At 70.4% G+C, this 18535-nt stretch carries 16 protein-coding genes; 9 read left to right on the forward strand and 7 right to left on the reverse strand.

The window, feature by feature from the left end; genetic code table 11:
- The first annotated feature begins 39 nt into the window (after window positions 1-39).
- From FL344_RS08875 to FL344_RS08885, 3 genes are read left to right on the forward strand one after another with little or no spacing between them, the layout of a single operon-like run.
- Window positions 40-996 (forward strand): M4 family metallopeptidase, encoded by a 957-nt coding sequence (locus tag FL344_RS08875; protein ID WP_228564880.1) that lies wholly within the window; start codon window positions 40-42, stop codon window positions 994-996.
- A gap of 19 nt (window positions 997-1015) precedes the next feature.
- Window positions 1016-1357, forward strand: coding sequence for a protealysin inhibitor emfourin (locus tag FL344_RS08880; RefSeq protein ID WP_141590116.1), 342 nt, complete (start codon window positions 1016-1018; stop codon window positions 1355-1357).
- Window positions 1354-2022, forward strand: coding sequence for a hypothetical protein (locus FL344_RS08885; protein ID WP_141618204.1), 669 nt, complete (start codon window positions 1354-1356; stop codon window positions 2020-2022). The genes FL344_RS08880 and FL344_RS08885 overlap by 4 nt, the downstream gene beginning before the upstream one ends.
- A gap of 15 nt (window positions 2023-2037) precedes the next feature.
- On the opposite strand, the gene FL344_RS08890 is transcribed toward FL344_RS08885, so the two are convergent.
- The 4 genes from FL344_RS08890 to FL344_RS08905 form a co-directional block, all read right to left on the reverse strand.
- The gene (locus tag FL344_RS08890; protein WP_141618205.1) at window positions 2038-2490 is read right to left on the reverse strand and encodes an SRPBCC family protein; all 453 of its coding nucleotides are present in this window, start codon (window positions 2488-2490) and stop codon (window positions 2038-2040) included.
- A complete protein-coding gene (locus tag FL344_RS08895; protein ID WP_141618206.1) occupies window positions 2487-2834 on the reverse strand; it encodes a metalloregulator ArsR/SmtB family transcription factor in 348 nt (115 codons plus the stop codon). The genes FL344_RS08890 and FL344_RS08895 overlap by 4 nt, the downstream gene beginning before the upstream one ends.
- A 108-nt stretch (window positions 2835-2942) precedes the next feature.
- Window positions 2943-3467, reverse strand: coding sequence for a GNAT family N-acetyltransferase (locus tag FL344_RS08900; RefSeq protein ID WP_228557926.1), 525 nt, complete (start codon window positions 3465-3467; stop codon window positions 2943-2945).
- A 21-nt stretch (window positions 3468-3488) separates the two neighbouring features.
- Window positions 3489-3869, reverse strand: a complete 381-nt coding sequence (locus FL344_RS08905) for a hypothetical protein (RefSeq protein WP_228564881.1) — start codon at window positions 3867-3869, stop codon at window positions 3489-3491.
- A 96-nt stretch (window positions 3870-3965) separates the two neighbouring features.
- On the opposite strand from FL344_RS08905, the gene FL344_RS39705 reads away from it, so the two are divergent.
- Window positions 3966-4091, forward strand: a complete 126-nt coding sequence (locus FL344_RS39705; RefSeq protein WP_255508179.1) for a hypothetical protein — start codon at window positions 3966-3968, stop codon at window positions 4089-4091.
- Here the strand turns inward: FL344_RS39705 and FL344_RS38955 are convergent.
- Complete coding sequence (locus FL344_RS38955; protein ID WP_228564883.1) at window positions 4081-5610, reverse strand: hypothetical protein; 1530 nt, start codon at window positions 5608-5610, stop codon at window positions 4081-4083. The two genes, FL344_RS39705 and FL344_RS38955, sit on opposite strands and share 11 nt — an antisense overlap.
- A gap of 379 nt (window positions 5611-5989) precedes the next feature.
- Between FL344_RS38955 and FL344_RS08915 the strand changes: the two genes are divergently transcribed.
- Complete coding sequence (locus FL344_RS08915) at window positions 5990-6667, forward strand: hypothetical protein (protein WP_141618207.1); 678 nt, start codon at window positions 5990-5992, stop codon at window positions 6665-6667.
- A gap of 14 nt (window positions 6668-6681) precedes the next feature.
- Here the strand turns inward: FL344_RS08915 and FL344_RS08920 are convergent, their stop codons facing one another.
- A complete protein-coding gene (locus FL344_RS08920) occupies window positions 6682-8088 on the reverse strand; it encodes a DUF3943 domain-containing protein (RefSeq protein ID WP_141618208.1) in 1407 nt (468 codons plus the stop codon).
- Between the two features lie 173 nt (window positions 8089-8261).
- Between FL344_RS08920 and FL344_RS08925 the strand changes: the two genes are divergently transcribed.
- The 3 genes from FL344_RS08925 (at window position 8262) to FL344_RS08935 (ending at window position 11861) form a co-directional block, all read left to right on the forward strand.
- Window positions 8262-9584 (forward strand): S1C family serine protease, encoded by a 1323-nt coding sequence (locus FL344_RS08925; RefSeq protein WP_141618209.1) that lies wholly within the window; start codon window positions 8262-8264, stop codon window positions 9582-9584.
- Window positions 9572-10540 carry an FHA domain-containing protein gene (locus FL344_RS08930; RefSeq protein ID WP_141618210.1) on the forward strand — a complete coding sequence of 323 codons (969 nt, stop codon included), beginning with the start codon at window positions 9572-9574 and terminating at the stop codon, window positions 10538-10540. The genes FL344_RS08925 and FL344_RS08930 overlap by 13 nt, the downstream gene beginning before the upstream one ends.
- 70 nt (window positions 10541-10610) lie before the next feature.
- A complete protein-coding gene (locus FL344_RS08935) occupies window positions 10611-11861 on the forward strand; it encodes a DUF4130 domain-containing protein (RefSeq protein WP_141618211.1) in 1251 nt (416 codons plus the stop codon).
- Between the two features lie 93 nt (window positions 11862-11954).
- On the opposite strand, the gene FL344_RS08940 is transcribed toward FL344_RS08935, so the two are convergent.
- A complete protein-coding gene (locus tag FL344_RS08940; RefSeq protein ID WP_141590126.1) occupies window positions 11955-12935 on the reverse strand; it encodes an aldo/keto reductase in 981 nt (326 codons plus the stop codon).
- A gap of 325 nt (window positions 12936-13260) precedes the next feature.
- Between FL344_RS08940 and FL344_RS08945 the strand changes: the two genes are divergently transcribed.
- Window positions 13261-18528, forward strand: a complete 5268-nt coding sequence (locus FL344_RS08945) for a non-ribosomal peptide synthetase (RefSeq protein WP_228564882.1) — start codon at window positions 13261-13263, stop codon at window positions 18526-18528.
- The last annotated feature ends 7 nt before the right edge of the window (window positions 18529-18535 follow it).

The raw sequence follows: 18535 nt of genomic DNA on the forward strand, positions 1-18535 counted from the left end.
AGAACGACGCCATCGACGCTCGTCACCCGTCCCAGGGCCATGATGGTGGAATCCGCGCTGCATCGGACCATCTTCGATTTGAGGAACAGTGAAGCGTTTCCTGGCACGCCCGTTCGCTTCGAGGGACAGGAGGCGACGGACGACATCGCCGTCACTGAGGCCTATGACGGCCTGGGAGACACCTACAACTTCTTCTGGGAGATTTTCGGGCGCAATTCCATCGACGGGGATGGGATGCCGCTGCAGGCCTTCGTCCATTACGGGAACGCCTACGACAACGCCTTCTGGGATGGGCGGCGCATGGTGTTCGGTGATGGGGACGGCGACCTCTTCAACCGCTTCACGATCTGCCTGGACGTCATCGCGCACGAACTCGCGCACGGTGTCACTGAGGACGAGGGACCGCTCTGGTATTTCCGCCAGGCGGGCGCGCTCAACGAGTCCATGTCCGACGTCTTCGGCTCCCTGGTGCGCCAGATGAAGCTCAATCAGAAGGTGGATGCGGCGGACTGGCTCATCGGCAAGGGCCTCTTCACCGGCAACGTGGAAGGGGTCGCGCTGCGCTCCATGAAGAATCCGGGGACGGCCTTCGATGATGACGTGCTGGGCAAGGACCCTCAGCCCGGGCACATGAAGGACTACGTCCGTACGTGGGAGGACAACGGGGGTGTGCACATCAACTCCGGAATCCCCAACCGGGCGTTCTACCTGGTTGCGTCGCAACTGGGCGGCTACGCCTGGGAGCGGGCGGGGCGCATCTGGTACGACGCCATTCGCGACTCACACATCAAGCCCGACATGGGCTTCCTCGACTTCGCGCGCATCACCGTGATGTCCGCGACGCGCTTGTTCGGCGCGGGAGAGGAGGAGGACGCGGTCCGGGAGGCCTGGGAGCAGGTGGGCATCCGCGTCGCCCGGACGGGTGTCCGCATGCCCGCGTTCGTCGGCGCCGTCCCCCAGCCCTCGGCACAAGCGGGGCGCGCCCCCAGGGCGTAGGGGCTGCGTCGCGGCTGCCATGCGCATCGAACTCAAACGCGAAGGTGGGCCGGCCTACTTCCCTGGGCTGGCTCGGCCAAGAGTCGTGGACCTGACAAGCCTGCCACCAGAGCAGGCGGAGGCGCTGCGGCAAAGCGTCCAGGCCGCCCGCTTCTTCGAACTGCCTCCCGTTGTGGGCACCCTGCCTCCAGGCGCCGCGGATGCCCGCCGGTTCACCCTGACCGTGGAGGAGGAGGGGCGGCGGCATACCGTCCAGTTCATCGAGCCCGTGGAGGAGCCACGGCTTCATGACCTGCTGGAACAGGTGACGAAGGCGGAGAGGGCGCAGCGCCGCGGCGCTCGGCCAGGCACGCCTGGGTGAGGCACCGTGCCTGGTCGAAGACAGCGATTGGCCGGCGTGCCCGGGCAGGTATTCTCCCCGCGATGCGTATGAACCGTTCCCTGGTCTTCTGCCTCCTGCTGACCGCCTGCGCGACCACGCCGCGCGAACCCGCCTCCGTTGCGGAGGCGTATGCCCGCGCCCTCGATGAAGGACGTGTCGGGGACGCGTTCGCGCTGACGGTGGGTGGGCCCGAGGAGGAGGCGGCGTTCCTGGAGCGCTATTCGGATCCCGGGGCTCGCAGCGCGAGGGCCGCGGACGTCCGCGCCGGCGCGCCGCTCCTGGAAGCGCGAGCGCCCTCCCTGACGGTCGCGCAGTCCCCCCAGGGGTGGCGTGTCGTCGAGGCCCGGCCCGCGGATGTGCCTCGGGCCGCCCTTCGCCAGTTCATCGACAGCGTGGAGGCCCGTGACTGGAAGGCCGCCTGGGGCCAGCTCGCCGGGCCTTTGCGAGCGCGCTACACACCGGAGCGCCTTCGCGAGGATTTCGAGCGCGAGCCGCTTGCGAAGGAGCGTCTCCGCCGTGCCCGGCTCGCACTCAATACGCATGTCCGCGTTGGCGCGGGTGAGGCCGTGTTCCCGCTGGGCGACGAACGCGCCGTTCGGCTGGTGCTCGAAGAGGGGGAGTACCGGATCGCGGCGCTCGAGTGAGGCCAGCGCCCATGCTCAGCGCGTGAACTCCAGCGCCAGCTTCTCCAGCAGTTCCTTCGTGCCCGCTTCGCGGCCGCGGATCGCGTCCTGTCCGCCCTCGAAGTACGCGCCCTGCTCGGTATAGGACATGCGCGTCTTGTCGCCCTCGGCGGTGAACTGCACCGTCACCAGCGACGAGGAAATGCGCTTGCCTGCGATGGTCATCGTGTAGGCGAAGACGATGCGCTCGTTGGGGATGATGTCCGTGTAGAGCGTGTCGTTGCCAATCTCCGGGCCTCCCTGGAACCGGAAGACACCGCTCTCGCGGCCTCCCGCCTGGAAGTTGAGCTCGTAGTGGCCAACCTCCCAGCCCTCGCCCTCGACGAACCAGCGGCGGCGGATCTCAGGGTTCTCAAACGCGTTGAACACGCGGGGAACGGGGGCGTTGAAGGCGCGGTCGATGGTGAAGGTGCTGTGAACGACGGTCATGGTTTGTCTCCAGAGGGTGGGGTGGGTTCTTCGGAAAGCAGGGCTTCGAGCCGATCGAACTTCCGCTCGATGAGGCTCTTTCGATCGGCAATCCATTGCTCGGCCACCCGGAAGCCCTTGGGCTCCAGCCGGCACGAGCGCACGCGGCCCACCTTCTCGGTCGTCACGAGGCCGCTCTCCTCGAGCACCTGAAGGTGCTGGACGACGGCCGCGAGCGAGATGCCAAGCGGCTTGGCGAGCGCACTCACCGAGGCGGGTCCATTGCCCAGGGTTTCGACCATCGCTCGGCGCGTGGGGTCCCCCAGGGCGTGGAAGACCCGGTCGATGTCCGATTGGTTAGGCACGGACTTAAGTATTGAGAGGCGGGGTTTGATTGTCAAGCCGATGCTTAAGTATTGGCGGAAGTCGATGAGCCTGGCCGCCCGCTCGGGCTGGGTGCGCGGGGCAGGGCGTTACGGCGGGGCGGGCACGTAGAGCCGGCTGGGCGTGCCCTCGTAGTCGATGACGCGCTCGAAGCGCATTCCGCTGCGCTCCGCGACGCGGAGGGAGGCCCCATTGTCCGGGTGGATGATGGCGACCACGGGCACGTCGGGCAGGTGACGCTGGGCCAGCATCAGGGCCGTGCGGGCCATCTCCGTCGCATACCCGGTGCCCCAGGTCCGGGGCGTGAAGCGATAGGCGAGGTTCAGCACCGTGCGTCCTTCGAGCGCCTTGTGGCGCACGCCACCGAAGCCCACGACGTCACCAGGGGCTTCGCGCCGCGCCACCACCCAGTAGCCCACGCCGTGACGGGACCAGTCGTCCAGCCACAGCGCCAGTTGCTTCCTCGCGACTTCCAACGAGGGCATGGGGCCGGAGACGCTGAACCGGTTCGTCTCCGGATCCGCATGCAGGGCGAACACATCATCCAAATCGCTGTCGCGCACGGCGCGAAGCAGCAGGCGTTCCGTGGCGATGTGCTGAAATACCTGGAGCATGGCTATCAGGGGGCGTTGTGACTAACCGGCCGCGAGCGCCGGTGGCGCCGGGATGGCCGGGTGGCCTGCGAACAGGGCGCCGAGGATCGCCGCTGCGCCCAGGGCGTGGAAACCTCCCACCCATGACGGAGGCATCCACGCCACGCCAGCTCCAGCGAGGAACGCCACCACCGCGAGCGCGGAAGACAGGCGCCAGGCCCAGCGCTTGTGACGGAACAGGAACACCGTCGCGACAGCCAAGGTCAGCCCGTACAGCAGCAGCGCCGCGGACAGGGCCCCTGACACCTCGGCGGCCATGAGCCCGGCAAGCACCAGGTAGGGGACCATCAGCGACTGGGCGATGGCGGCCCCTGCGATGAATCCGCTTCTGCGCTGAGAAGGCTCGGAGGGAGTGTCGCTCACGCTGCAAAAGTATCGCGTCGGAATTCCGATGCGCCAGCGTGATGCGCGTTCCAACCGGCGGCCTCGGCCGCATGCCCCGCGGGATACTGCAACGCGGTGGAGCAGGAGTTGCGCTGCGAGCAGACGCCGTATGGCGACCACTACGCGCTCTTTCAGCTGACGTACTCCTGCAAGGACCCGGTGACCTGCCAGCAGCGGCGGTGTCAGCACCTCAAGGCATGACAGGGCCGCGGATGCGCCCCCCACCGGTGTCGTAGCGGCCATCCGGCACGTTCACCGAATGCCCCCGGCGTTTGATCGCGGCACCGGCGGCGCCGCCAGTCGACGCACCGAGTCCACCACACGCTCCCGCGGGTTCGCCGGGCTGGCCAAAGCCTCCGCCATCCCCGCCGAGCATGTCGTACGAGCCATCGCCCCTGTAGTCACCCGTCCGGCCGCCTTGGCCTCCCGCGGTGCCGCCGGCCCTGCCTGGTTCGCCGGTGCGCACGCCGTTGTCCTGGCCGCAATACGCCAGCTCTTCCGAACCGCTGAGGGCGCTGGCGCCTTCGCCCCCCGCGCCTCCGACGAAGCCTGCGCCGCCGCCACCGCCCGCGTTTCGGTTGCACCCGGACCCGCCGGCACCACCACCGCCGCCGCCCCAGATGTTGCCGCGATTGGTGAGGATGGCTGGAACCGTGAGCTCAATGGCCGGGCCTCCCGGCAGCCCGTCGCGATTGCACGAGCGGGGACGGCCTCCGCTTCCGCCATTGCCTCCCGAGCCGCCGTTGCCTCCGGCGCCCACGATGTTCGCATGGTTGTTGATGCGGACCGTTGAACCCGAAGGGAGCGCGCCCGTCGTGAGCGCTGGCGCCTGAGGCGAGAGCGCCCCCAGATTGGCGTTCACGTCCACCCTGACCGCCACGGGATGGCTGGGACGCCCCACCGCCTGCGCGACGTCCAGGTGGGTCGTCTCCCGAGCGATCACGAGGTTCAGCCGCGCCTGGGACAGTGGAATGCTTCCGCTGAAGGGCTCGGAGCGGCTCAGGTGGGACAGGAAGGGGACTTCGCCGAACTGGGACAGGAAGTACTCCTCCACCTGCGTCATGGTGTTGCAGCCACCGCCAGGCCACGACAAGACACGGGCGCCGGTCGCGCAGCCCAGCGTGGTGCTGGCGTACGGCTGATGATGTGTGGCGGGTTGGGGTGGAACCACCTGCACCTTGCTGGGATCCACACCCTGGACGGTTGACGCCTGGCTCGAATAGCTGACCAGCCGGAGGATGCTCACGTTGCTGGCGTAGGGACCGGTCACCGTCACGTGCGAGGGCTTGTACGAGACAATGCCAATCTGGATGTTGGGGAGGTTCTCATCCATCACCAGGGTGTAGGTCCCTCCGTCGTAATTGCTGAGCAGCAGGACATGCCCCGGCTCGGCGTTCACCGTGAAGGTGTTGCTGACGGCGACGGGCGTGGAACCGCCGGCCGTCATGTACCGGAGCTCGTAGGTCCCTCCGCGGCTGGGGGCGGAGAAGGACAGCAGGCCCACCGCGCCAGGTGGCACGTCCTGCCGGGTCAGGTGCGCGGAGTCCGGAGCGCCCTTCTTGAACAGGCCGACCCAATCCCCCGAGGGCCGGTTGGCGGGCGCGGCCCAGGCCAGCGTCAGGAGCGCCCCCGCTGCATACACGCCGTTGTTCGTCGCGAGCACATGGCCGGAGCAGTTGTCCTGTGGCGGCGCCGCGGCACCCTCCGATGGCGCTCCCACGGGCGACGGACCTTCCGGGGGCGACGCGCTCCCCTCCAAGGCGCCACTGTCCGGTCCCGGCGCGCATGACATCAGCCATCCGGCCAGGACCCAGGTCATTCGACGCGTCCGACTTCCGCCAATGCCATTCATGCGTGGTCTCCCAGGGCTGGGGGCAGTTCTGTTTCGGGAACGGATAGGCTGATTATTCAGGTCTCGCTCGAAATGCGAATCGCACGAATGTCCTTGCGAGCGAGCGCTTTCGGACAGCCGGATTCGGCACGCCGGGTCCGTCTCCATCTTCAGCGCAGCCCCGCAGGGCCACACGCCGTGCGTTGAGGCCGCGAGGCCCCCGGCTGCCGGGCGGGCGCGGGCGTGGGGGGATGACTATGATGCCCCGGTGCACGCCACCTTCCTGGCCGTCGGACTGCTGACGCTGCCGGGCGCGCTCGGAACGGAGCTGCGCCGGGATGGCTATTCGTTTCGCCCACCGAAAGGCTTCCACATGGTGCGGTGGGAGCAGTACGCCGGCTCGCGCGTGGGCGCGGTGGCGCTGGACCCGGACGCGCCGCGCGCCTTGTCGGCGGCCCTCACCGACGGAGAGGGCCCGGACGCCGCCACGCTGCTCGTGTCCGTGGTGGGGCGCGGCTTCAGCGCGAGCCCCTCTGACCGGGAAGAGTTCGCGTCCGCGGTGATGCAGCACTACCAGCGCGAGCTGGGGCTCTCGCTTGCCGCGGAACGCGTGGAGCGCCTGGGCGGGGTGACACCGCGTGTGGAGGTGCTGGGGACGCTGCGCGAGGCGGGGCAGGTCCGCACGGTGCTCGTCGCGGGCCTGGCCTCGGAGGGGGAGCACGCCGTGGTGATGGTCAGCGCGCCCGCGGTGCGGTGGCAGGCGCTGGAGCCGCAAGTGCGCGCCTCGCTGGAGACCTTCCGCCACGAGCCGCCGAGCGCGGGTGGCCCCGTCCCACGCCGGGTGCTGGGCGCGCTGGCGGGAACCCTGGCCGGGGCGCTGGTCGTCTCGTACACGGCGTGGCGCCGGCGGCGGCTGCGCCACGCGGCGGGCAACGCCACGTCGTAGCCGCGCGTGGACGGTCAGTGCACGGAGAGGAACACCCGGGCCTGCGGGATTCCGCGTGAGACGGTATCGAAGTCGCGGAAGAAGCTGTTTCGCTCGAAGAAGGTGAAGCTGGCGCCCAGGCCCAGGTTGGCGAACAACGGCACGTCCAGCAGCAAGGTGCCCTCATGCACCAGGTGGTTGCCGTCCGCGCCGTTGAGCGTGTGCAGCCACGTGCTGCCCGCGTGCAGCTTGAGGTACTCCCAGGGCCAGCGCCCGTAGGACGCCTCGAAGTGGAAGCCCAGGCCCGGGCCGTAGTCGTAGTCGCGGCCCACCTTGTCCGCGTACTCGGAGGTGATGCCCGCGAGCACCACGCCTCGCAGATGAAGCGCCAGGCGCAGCTCACGGCCCTCGTGCGTCAGGTACCGGTACACGAGCCCCGCGCCGATCGACTGACCGCCCAGCTCGTAGGCCTGCGTGTCGTTGTAGTCGAAGTGCTGGAAGGCGCCGAGCAGCACGCGCTCGTTCCCACCGTTCTCCAGCGGGAGCATCGCCAGCGCGCCCTTCACCTCGGCGCGGCTGATGAGTCGGTTTTCGCCGGTGGTGAACTGCACGCCCATGTTGAAGGCGTCGAAGGGCGCGTCCACCGGGAAGCGCAGGGCGTCGCCGTAGCGCAGGTCCAGCTCCGCGAAGAACTGGTTCAGCGTCGTGCCCGCGTCGATGTTCAGGTAGCCGGTGCGCGTCAGCACGGCGAACACGGGCGGTTGCCAGTCCTCCGGGGTGGGCGCGCTGCGCCAGGCATCCCCGCGCACCACGCGGTTGACGCCTCGGATGGGATTGAGCAGCCCCGCGCTCACCTCGCGGGCGACGCGCCGGGTTCCCGTGGCGCGCTGGTCCAGCAGCATGGAGGACAGCCGGTAGATGACCTCTCCATGGGCCCACCCACCCATCGTGGTGTTGATGAGGTCGTTGTAGGAGGGCAGGTGGTTCTCGCCGAACAACTCCCACTGGAGGCTGCCCACCAGGGTGAAGCCCATGGCGCCCCAGTAGTTGAAGCCGTGGTCCCGGGCGGCGTTGAAGTACGTGCTGCCGTGGTAGGGGTGCGCGAACTGATTGGTACTGAAATCATCCTTGTCCCAGACGAACCCTCTCTCGAGGTTCGTTCGCCATGCGTCCAGGCCGACCCGGGCAAAGTCCTTGTTCATGATGTAGCGGTTGAAGCCCCACACCGTGAGGTTGATGGCCGTCACTTCACTCAGGGCCCACCAGAACTGGCGGGGCCGAGGAGGGAGGGCGGCGCCTTCCTCGTCTTCGTCCTCGGCGCGTGGCGCATCCGCGGGTAGCTCCGCCGCCTGGGCGAGCGAGGGCAGCAGGGACACCAGCAGCGCCACCTTCCGCCACCGCGCCGCGGGTCCGCGCCGGCCGCACCGCTGGCTGTGACGCATGCCGGCTCCCCCACCCGAAGGGCGAAGATGGGGACCCCGCGCGCGGCGCGACCATGGACCGCCGGCGCAGGCCCGCGTCGGTGGGTGGACGGACCGCCCGGTCGCCTGCCTGGCGCGGGACATGAGGCTGCACGTCCGTCGGAGGGCGCGGTGGGGTAGGGTGCGCCGCATCCATGTTCGCCTTCATCCTCGCAGCGGTGCTCACGCAGTCGCCGGTCGTGCCGGCGGAGCCGAGCCCGCCTCCCGCACCAGGCACCCCCGAAGCCGTGCCCGCCGTGCCCTCGAGCACGCTGCCACCCGCCACGCATGAGCTGTTCCAGCGCATCGAGGGGCAGGTCGCGCAGGTGCGCATCATCGAGCGGCGCTCCGGCACGCGCTCGTCCATCGGCTCGGCCTTCTTCGTGTCGGCCGCCGGGCACGCGGTGACGAACTACCACGTGATTTCCGACGTGGTCATCCACCCGGAGGACTACACGGCGGAGCTGGTCTTGAAGGGCGGCGCAGAGCCCGTGCCAGTGCGCCTGGTGGACGTGGACGTGGTGCACGACCTGGCCATCATCCAGACGGCCACCCCGGTGCAGAGCTTCTTCGACCTGGACGACCGCGAGCCGCCGCAGGGCGCGCGCCTGTTCGCCATGGGCAATCCGCGCGACCTGGGCACCACCATCGTGGAGGGGACGTACAACGGCTTCATCCACGACGCGCTCTATGAGCGGCTGCACTTCAGCGGGGCCATCAATCCGGGCATGAGCGGCGGCCCCACGCTCACGGGCGAGGGCCGCGTGGTGGGCGTCAACGTGGCGACCATGGGCAACCAGGTGGGCTTCCTGGTGCCGGTGAAGCACGCGCGTGCGCTGCTGGCCCGCGCGCTGGCAGCCAAGGACTCCGGCGCGCAGGCGCTGCTGGACACCGTGCGCTCGCAGCTCCTGGACAACCAGCAGCGCGTCACCGAAAGGCTGCTGGGCGCGCCCATGCCGCAGCAGACGCTGGGCAGCTACCGCGTGCCGGGGCGCTGGGGCACGTTCCTCAAGTGCTGGGGGGACACGCCGCATGACCCCGAGGTGCCGTACACGGTGACGAACTACCAGTGCTCGTCGGAGGAGGACATCTTCGTGTCCTCGCGCCACCGGACGGGCGTGGTGGCCTTCCTGCATCAACACGCCACCAGCCAGAAGCTGGGGGCGCTGCGCTTCTCCGCGCTCTACAGCGCGCTCTTCTCACAGGACCCGGACGCGGTGGAGGCCACGCGGCAGGACGTCACCAACTACCGCTGCCAATCGGAGTTCGTGGATGTGGCGGGCCTGCCCGTCCGCGCCGCCCTGTGCATGCGTGCCTACCGGAAGTTCCCCGGCCTCTACGACCTGGTGCTGCGCGCGGCCACGCTCAACGCCAGCACCAGCGGCGTGGACACGTCGCTTACGCTGGCGGGCTTCACCGCGGACAATGGCCGCAAGCTGGCGCGCCGCTACCTGGAGGGGCTGTCGTGGACGAAGTAATCTTCCTGGAGGTGTTGGAAGGGGACTCCGTCCAGGCCCGTCATCGCCTGGAGCGCTTCCCCATCAACGTCGGCCGGGGTTACGGCAACGACGTCATCCTGGATGACCCGAAGGTCTCCGCCGAGCACCTGCGCATCGAGCGCCGCGAGGACGGCACGCTGGTGCTGCGCGACGTGGGCAGCCAGAACGGCACCTACCGCGTGGAGCCCTGGGCGCAGCTGGCCGAGCTGGAGCTGGTCACGGATACCCGCGTGTCCGTGGGGGACACGGTGCTGCGCTTCCGCGCGCGAGGTCACCCGGTGGAGAAGACCGTCGTCGCGGCGGCGCCCACCGCGCCGAGGCCGCGCGTGTTCGAGCAGCCCCGCTACTTCTCCCTGGCCCTGCAGGCACTGCTGGGCGCCAGCCTGCTGGAAGGCTACCTGGCCAACTACGGGCGCACGGACTGGGGGGAGCTGACGGTGGCGCTGGTGGTGCCGCTGGGCATCACCTTCCTGTGGGCGGGGGGCTGGTCGGTGGCGAGCCGCATCGCCCGGCGCCAGTTCCACTACCGCACGCATGCCACCGTGGCCGCGCTGGTGCTGCTGGGCTCCGTCATCATCCAGCCGCTGCTCACGCTGGTGGGCTTCAGCCTGGGGGTGAGCGGCAACCTGGCCTGGGCCCACCACGTCGCCTTCCTGTCGCTGATGGCCTGGGGGCTCTACTGGCACCTGCGCTACGTGACGCGCTGGGAGCCGGAGCGGCTCATCCGGGTCATCGCCGTCGTCACGCTGTCGTTTGGCGCGCTGTCGCGGGCGGATGAATGGCTGGGCAACGAGTCCTTCAGCACGGAGCTGGGCTTCCGCCGGTCGCTCCTGCCGCCGGCCTTCCGGCTGGTGGGCACCGCGCCCATGGATGACTTCTTCTCCGACGCCGTGAAGGTCCAGGAACAGGTGGACGCGCTGGCGCGCGACCCGTGAGCCGCCAGGGGCCGGCAGGACGTCACGGGCGGGACGGTGGATGTCAGACCGGGCAGGTAGGAATGCCCGGATGGACGTCCATCAGGAGTTGAGGCCTGTCATCGGTGCCCGGTGGTCGCAGGTCCGGGGCGCGCAGGGGGAACGGCTCGCGGCTAGACACCGGGACGGTGGGCTGACGCGGGTCTTCGTGGCGCCGGACCTGGCGTCCTTCCGGGTGGTGGCGCGGGGGCTGCTGGCGCGGGGCGAACCTCCAGAGCGGGTGCACTTCGAGGAGACGCGTGGACGCCAGGGCCTGTGGCTGGAGGCCGCGCGCTGGGAGGCCTGGGGGCGCGCCGCGTCCGGGGTGCCTCGGGACTTCGTGGGGCTGGCGCAGAAGGTGGTGTGCCACCGGGAGCCGGCGCGCTGGGCGCTGCTGTACCGCGTGCTGTGGCGGCTGACCCATGGAGAGCCGTCGCTGCTGGAGTGTCACGACGACGCGGACGTGCGACGGCTGCGGTGGCTGGAGCAGGCGGTGCGGCGGGACACGCAGGCGCTGATGGCGGCCTTGCGCTTCCGCCGGGTGTGGCGGGACGGGCGCGAACACCATGTCGCGTGGTACCGGCCCGAACACCTCATCGTCCGGGACGTGGCGCCGTTCCTCGTGCGCCGCTTCCCGCACTTCTCCTGGAGCCTGTTCACGCCAGACACCTGGGCGCATTGGGACCGGGAGCGGTTGACCTTCGAGGAAGGCGGGGCGCTGCCGGAGTGGGCACGCGCCCGGGTAGGGCTGGCGGCGTCCCATTCTCCCCCACGGGCGGACGCGGAGCGCGCGTCCTTGCTGCTGGTGGGAGCGTCCCCCGTGGACATCGCGGAGCCGCCTTTCGCGGGTTCCGCGGGAGCGCTCCTGGAGGTCGTGTTGGGCCGCGCGGGGCTCACGCGTTGCAGTCGCCGGGTGGTGCGGCCGTGCGGGGACGGATGCCGCTCGCGGCCCGGGGGGCTCCCTCCGACGGCGCGGGGGGAAGGGCCCACCTGCCGTCATGGGCTGGAGGGCGTGGTGGCGGAGGTCCGCCCTCGGATGATCATCGCGCTGGGGCCCGTGGCGGCGCAGGCCTTCCTGGGGGTGGGGTTCCGCATGCACCTGAGCCGGGGGCAGTTGTTGGACACGCGGTGGGCGGATGGCTGGATGGCCACGTTTGACCCCGAAGCGGTGCTGCGGCTTCCAGAAGGCCGGGCGCGGGCGGAGGCGCGCATCCACTTCGAAGCGGATCTCCGGTCGGCGGCGGCGTGGCTGCGGCAGCGGCTTACGGGTGAAGCGCGGGCCCGGCGCATGGAGGGTCCATGACGCCGCGGGCCCGGGTGCATTTCGCCGGAGCGCAGGAGGCTTGCGCCGTGACAGGTTCGCCTGTGTCAGCGCCCCGCCGATGCGGCCGTGCGCTCAGAGTCCACGCACGGCGTGAGGCTGGTAGGGGGCCTCCAAGGCCTTCACTTCGTCGGCGGTCAGCTTGAGGTCCACCGCGCGCACCGCGTCCTCCAGGTGCTCCAGCTTCGTGGCGCCGATGATGGGCGCCGTCACCGCGGGGCGCGAGAGGAGCCAGGCCAGGGCCGTCTGCGCGGGCGGCACGTTGCGCTTCTCCGCGACGCTCCGGTTCGCTTCCGCCACGTCCCAGTCGCCGGCCTGGTCATAGAGCATGGGGGACAGCGTGTCCGACTTCGCCCGCGTGGTGGCGTCCCGGTCCTTCAGCGACTTGCGAGAGCCCGCGAGCAGGCCGCGGGCCAGCGGCGACCAGGGGATGACGCCAATGCCCTCGGCTTCGCACAGGGGCAGCATCTCCCGCTCCTCCTCGCGGTAGACGAGGTTGTAGTGGCCCTGCATGGACACGAAGCGCGTCCAGCCGCGCAGGTCCGCGATCCCCAGCGCCCGCGCGAACTGCCACGCATACGCGGAGGACGCGCCCAGGTAGCGCACCTTGCCCTGGCGCACGAGCTGGTCCAGGGCGGCCAGCGTCTCCTCCAGCGGCGTGTTCGGGTCCATCCGGTGAATCTGGTAGAGGTCGATGGCCTCCACGCCCAGCCGCTTCAGGCTGGCCTCGCAGCCCTGGACGATGTGCTTGCGCGACAGGCCCCGCATGTTCTGCCCGTCCCCCATGGGGAAGTAGACCTTGGTGGCCAGCACCACCTCGTCCATGCGCGCGTAACGGCGAAGGGCACGGCCCGTGATTTCCTCGCTCGCGCCCAGTGAATACATGTCCGCGGTGTCGAAGAAGTTGATGCCCAGCTCCACCGCCCGGCGGAAGAACGGCTGCGCGGCTTCTTCATCCAGCACCCAGGGGCGCCACTTGGGCGTGCCGTAGCTCATGCAGCCCAGGCCGAGACGAGACACACGAAGACCCGTGCGTCCGAGGTTGGTGTATTTCATTCCGTTGGTTCCTCATTCATTCAGCGTGGATGGCGGCACGCCTCGTTGTGTCACTGGGCGTGTCATGGCTCATACCGTGGAAGACCGAGGCGCGCGCGTACCGGGCCTTTTCTGGTTACTTGGAATCCGGTAGAAAGAGCCGGAATCCAAGGGGCGCTGTTCGGAGCAATGCGGAGCGTGCCCCTCGTGCTTCCAGCAGGGGATGTGAGGCGGCGTTCCGGGCGGTGCCTCCAGGCAGTGCTTCGGGACTCTCGACATGCATCTTCCGACCCGCGCCGACCCCGCCTCCGAATTCGTCTGCCCAGAGGATGTCACCCTCGTGGAAATGTGTCGGGCTCGCGCCGCCGCGCAGCCAGACGACTGGATTTATACGTTTCTCGACGATGCGGGGGAGCAGACCCTCTCCTACGCGGCGTTGGACGCGAGCGCCCGCGCGGTGGCGGCGCTGCTACAACGACACCTGGCGCCCGGTGAACGTGCGTTGCTGTTGTACCCGCCGGGCCGCGACTACACGTTGGGCTTCCTGGCGTGTCTCTACGCGGGCGTGGTGGCGGTGCCCGCCTATCCACCGGACCCGATGCGGCTGGGCCGCACCTTGCCCAGGCTCCAGGCGCTGGTGGTGGACTGTGGCGCCCGGGTGGCGCTGACGACTTCCGGCATCGCGGACAGGGTGGAGCCCCTCACGCAAGGGGCGCCCGACTTGCGGGCGTTGCGCTGGTTGGCCACGGACTCCGTGTCCCAGCACGAAGCGGAGGCCTGGCGCGCGCCCGTCCTGCGGGGCGACTCGGTGGCGTTCCTGCAATACACCTCGGGCTCGACGGGGACGCCACGAGGCGTGGTGCTGCGGCACCGTCATCTGCTGCACAACTCGTGGTTGATTGCCCGGGGCTTCGACACCCGCCCCCACCCGGTGGCCGCCCACTGGCTGCCGCCGTATCACGACATGGGGCTGATTGGAGGGCTCATCCAGGCGCTGTACCGCGACATCCCGTCGGTGCTGCTGCCTCCCATGTCCTTCCTCCAGCGCCCGCTGCGGTGGCTGGAGGCGATGTCGCGTTTCGGTGCGACGGTCTGCGGCGCGCCCAACTTCGCGTTCGACTTGTGCGTGCGCAAGACCACGCCCGAACAGCGCGCGGCGCTGGACCTGAGCCGCCTGGAGGTGGCGTTCAGCGGCGCGGAGCCCGTACGCGCGGACACGTTGGAGCGGTTCGTGGAGGCGTTCGCCCCGGCGGGCTTCCGGCGCGAGGCCTTCTATCCCTGCTACGGGTTGGCGGAGGGGACGCTGATCGTCTCGGGAGGGACGCGCTCGGCCGTGCCGGTGGTGCGGCGTTTCGCTCGTGACGGCCTGCTGCGCGGCGAGGCGCGGCCCCCCGAGGTGGACGCTCCAGCGACGGCGCTGGTGGGATGCGGGCAGGTGCTGGGCGGCCAGGACGTGCGGGTGGTGGACCCTGAAACCGGCCGTCCATGTGCGCCGGGCCGCGTGGGCGAGCTCTGGGTGCGCGGTCCAAGCGTGGCAGATGGGTACTGGCAGCGCCCCGACGAAACGGAGCGCACGTTCCATGGCCGGCTGGCGGGCTCGGGGGAGGGCCCGTACCTGCGTACCGGAGACCTGGCGGTCATCGACGGCGGCGAGGTCTTCATCACCGGTCGCTTGAAGGACGTGCTGGTGCTGCGCGGCCTCAACTACTACCCGCAGGACCTGGAGCACGCCGCGGATCGCTGCCATCCCGGCGTGCGTCCCGGGTGCGGTGCCGCGTTCGCGGTGGACGCTGGTGACGAAGAGCGGCTGGTCATCGTGCAGGAGGTCGCCGCGAAGGTCGCCACGCCGGAAGCGGCGGCCGAGGTCGTCGCGAGCATCCGCGCGGCGCTGGGCGAAGCGCATGGCCTGGCCGTCCATGCCGTGGTGCTCATCGCCGCCGGGACATTGCCGAAGACGTCGAGCGGCAAGGTGCAGCGGCGCGCCACGCGTGAGGCGTTCCTGGCGGGAGCGCTGGACGCGGTGCACGCATGGAAGGAGGACGCCGCGGCGGCGTCCTTGGACGTCAGGCCTGACGCGGCACCCGAAGCGGCGGACGTGCTCGCGGTGCTCCGGTCCCGGCTGGCGTCACTGCTTGGCGCGAATGGGCCGGCGCTGAGCGTGGATGTGCCCCTGACGCACCAAGGGCTCGATTCGCTGAGCGCGCTGGAGGTGTTGCACGCCGTGGACGAGGCATGGGGCGTGTCTCCACCCATCACGGCGGTGCTCCAGGGACAGAGCCTCCGCGAGCTGGCGCGGTGGGTCGAGCGGGCCCGGTCCGAGCACGTCGAGGCGCGAGCCGAGGATCCGGCCGTCATGCCCGGCGACCCCGCGGCCTTCGTTTCAGATGGCCAGCAGGCGTTGTGGTTCCTCCAGCGCATGGCTCCGGGCAGCAAGGCCTACCACGTGTCCCAAGCGGTGCGCTTCGTCACGCCAGTGGACGTCGGAGCGCTTGCTCGCGCGTTCTCCGCGCTCGTTGCTCGTCACCCCGCGTTGTCGTCCGCGTTCCCCGAGGTGGAGGGGGCGCCAGCGAGGAGAACCTGCGTCGCGCCGCCGGAGCTGGCGCGGGTGGAGGCGTCCACCTGGGCGGATGAGGCGCTGCGTGAGCGGCTCGAGGCGGATGCGCGGGAGGCCTTCGACCTGGAGCGGGGCCCGCTGGTGCGCGCCCGGCTCTACACCGGTGCGGCACGCGGGAACGTGTTGTTGCTCGCCATGCACCACCTGGTCACGGACTTCTGGTCATTGGAGGTCATCGCGGAGGAACTGGGCGCGCTCTACACGGCGGAAGTCCGAGGCACGCCGTCCGGCCTGTCGCCACCGCCGCCACCGGTGGTTCCCATCCTCCTGTCATTGGCGCGGCGGTCCACGGGAGCGCAGGGCGAAGCGCTCCTGGCCTGGTGGCGTGAGCGCCTGGGGGGCGAGCTGCCCGTGTTGGAGCTGCCCACGTCGTTCCCTCGACCCAGGCTCCAGTCGTTCCGAGGGGCGCAGGTGGCCTTCCGTCTGCCGCGCGAGACGTCCACGCGGCTCAAGGCCCTGGCGCGGACGCACGGCGCCACGCCGTTCATGGTGCTGCTGGCCGGCTACCTGGCGTTCCTGCGGCGCTACTCGGGGCAGGAGGACCTCATCGTGGGTACGCCGACCACGGGCCGCCCGCGAGCGGACCTGTCGCGACAGGTGGGCTACTTCGTCAACCCCGTGGCCCTGCGCGCCCAGGTGCCTCGCGCGCTGTCTTTCTCTGGTCTGGTGGCGCGGGTTCTGACCACCGTGCTGGAGGCGCTGGATCACCAAGAGCTGCCCTTCACGCGGCTCGTCGAGCAGCTCCAGCCGCGGCGTGACCCGTCGCGCGCGCCCATCTTCCAGACGATGTTCGCCCTGCAGTCCCCCCGTCCCGAGAACGAGCTCCTGGGCGCGTTCGCCGTCGGGGCCTCGGGCGCGAGCGCCCGGCTGGGCGATGACCTGAACGTCGAGTCCGTCCCCCTGAGCCATCCCGGCGCCGCCTTCGATCTCGCGCTGATGATGGCGGAGCTGGAAGGGGCCTTCGTGGCGAGGCTGGAGTACTGCGCCGACCTCTTCGACGCCACGACCGCCGAACGGATGGCGCGCCACCTGGGGGCACTGCTGGATGCCGCCGTGGCGCAGCCGGAGGTGCCGCTGGGCGACCTGCCCCTGTTCGCTCCCGATGAGCGCCGCACCCTGCTGGCGCTGGGGCGGAGGACACAGGACACGCGGGGCGCGCCCGTGCCCGGCATCGTTCACCGAATCGAGGACTGGGCCGCGAAGACGCCGCAGGCGCCTGCGCTCGTCGCGGGCGCGGCGAGCTGGTCCTATCGTGCGTTGGCGGCATGGGTGGCCCGGCTCGCCGCGCGCCTGCGGCGCCATGGTGTCGGGCCGGAGGTTCGTGTCGGCACGCTGCTGGAGCGCGGCAGCCCGGAGCAGGTCGTCGCCTTCCTCGCGATCTTGAAGGCCGGGGGCACGGTGGTGCCCCAGGAACCTTCGTATCCCCCCGCGCGCGTGGCGTGGACGCTGGCGGACTGCGGCGCGCGCGTGCTGCTGGCCCAGGAGCGCTACGCGCAGCGCCTGGCGTTGCCCGAAGGGGTGACGCTGCTGTCATGGGAGGCGCACGGCGAAGGCGACGACATGCCGGACACGTCCCTGTGGGAGGCCGGCGAGCCACCTCCGGACTGCGCGGCCTACATCACCTATACGTCCGGGAGCACGGGCAAGCCCAAGGGCGTGATGGTGCCGTACCGCGGCACCGCGCACCTGTGTGAGTCGATGGTGTCGGACCTGCCCGTCGGGCCCGGCTCGCGCGTGTTGCAGTTCGCCTCGCCCGCGTTCGACATGTCGGCGTGGGACTACTTCCTGGCGCTGGCCTCGGGAGGCGCGCTGCACCTGTCGCCCGGTGGTCCCCCTGCGGGTGAGGCGTTGTACCGGATGTTGCGCGAGCAGCGCATCACCTCGGCGACGTTGCCTCCCCCTGTCGCCGCGCTCCTTCCGGAGGGGCCGCTGCCGGACCTGTCGATGTTCATGGTGGCCGCGGAGGCGTGTCCGGCGAGCCTCGTGGCCCGCTTCGCCGAAGGCCGCGCCTTCTACAACGGCTATGGCCCGACCGAGGTGACGGTGGGCGCGACCTGGGGTGTCATCGCTCCGGATGAAGTGGGGCCGCCCAACATCGGGCGTTCCATGCCCCACGTGGACACCTATGTGCTCGACGAGGCGCTCCAGCCGGTGCCGGTGGGAGTCGCGGGCGAGCTGTACGTCGGCGGGCCGTCGGTGGCCCGTGGCTATCTGGACCGGCCGGACCTCACGGCCGAGCGCTTCATCCCCGACCCCCACGGCGGCGAGCCCGGGGCCCGGCTCTACCGCACGGGCGACATGGCCCGCCGCCACGCGGATGGAAGGCTGGACTTCCAGGGGCGAGCGGACGCGCAACTGAAGATTCGCGGCTTCCGCATCGAGCCGGGCGAGGTGGAGACGGCGCTGCGCGAGCTGACCGGCATGCGACAAGCCCACGTCACCGCGTGGCGTCCTTCCGTGGACGGCGAGCCGCGGCTGGTCGCATACGTCGTGCCACCGCCTGGAGACATCCTTCCACCGGGAGAGCTCCGGGCGCGGCTGCGCGAGCAGCTCCCCGAGCACATGATTCCGGTCGACATCGTCCCGGTGGAGGCGCTTCCGCTGCTGGCCACGGGCAAGGTGGACGTGCGGGCGCTGCCGCGGCCGTCGCTCGTCGTGTCACCAGCGGGCAAGCCTCGCACGCCGCTGGAAGAGACCGTGGCGCGCGCCTGGGCGGAGGCCCTGGGGCTGCCCGCCGTGGACGTGCATGCCCACTTCTTCGACGACCTGGGCGGCAGCTCGCTGTCCGCGGTGCGTGCGTGCTCGCGGCTGGGCGAGGCGCTGGGCCAGGACGTCCCCATCACCCACTTCTTCGAACATCCCACCATCCACGAACTCGCCCGCAGGCTGCAGGCCGAGGCACGCCCCGAGTCCACCTCTGACGTGAAGCACCAGTCGCGCGCGGAGGCCCGCCGGCAGGCGCTCCAACGGCGCGGAAGGAACCCCCGGGGCCAGGACTGAGCACGAC

Origin of the sequence: Myxococcus sp. AB036A (assembly GCF_006547355.1) — a bacterium.
Lineage (GTDB): Bacteria > Myxococcota > Myxococcia > Myxococcales > Myxococcaceae > Myxococcus > Myxococcus virescens.

Excerpts from the sequence above, each read along its gene's own strand:
- FL344_RS08935 (WP_141618211.1), top strand. The coding sequence starts at position 10,611 with ATGGACGTCCATCAGGAGTTGAGGCCTGTCATCGGTGCCCGGTGGTCG.
- FL344_RS08940 (WP_141590126.1), bottom strand. The coding sequence starts at position 12,935 with ATGAAATACACCAACCTCGGACGCACGGGTCTTCGTGTGTCTCGTCTC.
- FL344_RS08925 (WP_141618209.1), top strand. The coding sequence starts at position 8,262 with ATGTTCGCCTTCATCCTCGCAGCGGTGCTCACGCAGTCGCCGGTCGTG.
- FL344_RS08875 (WP_228564880.1), top strand. The coding sequence starts at position 40 with ATGATGGTGGAATCCGCGCTGCATCGGACCATCTTCGATTTGAGGAAC.
- FL344_RS08880 (WP_141590116.1), top strand. The coding sequence starts at position 1,016 with ATGCGCATCGAACTCAAACGCGAAGGTGGGCCGGCCTACTTCCCTGGG.
- FL344_RS08890 (WP_141618205.1), bottom strand. The coding sequence starts at position 2,490 with ATGACCGTCGTTCACAGCACCTTCACCATCGACCGCGCCTTCAACGCC.
- FL344_RS08900 (WP_228557926.1), bottom strand. The coding sequence starts at position 3,467 with ATGCTCCAGGTATTTCAGCACATCGCCACGGAACGCCTGCTGCTTCGC.
- FL344_RS08945 (WP_228564882.1), top strand. The coding sequence starts at position 13,261 with ATGTGTCGGGCTCGCGCCGCCGCGCAGCCAGACGACTGGATTTATACG.
- FL344_RS08920 (WP_141618208.1), bottom strand. The coding sequence starts at position 8,088 with ATGCGTCACAGCCAGCGGTGCGGCCGGCGCGGACCCGCGGCGCGGTGG.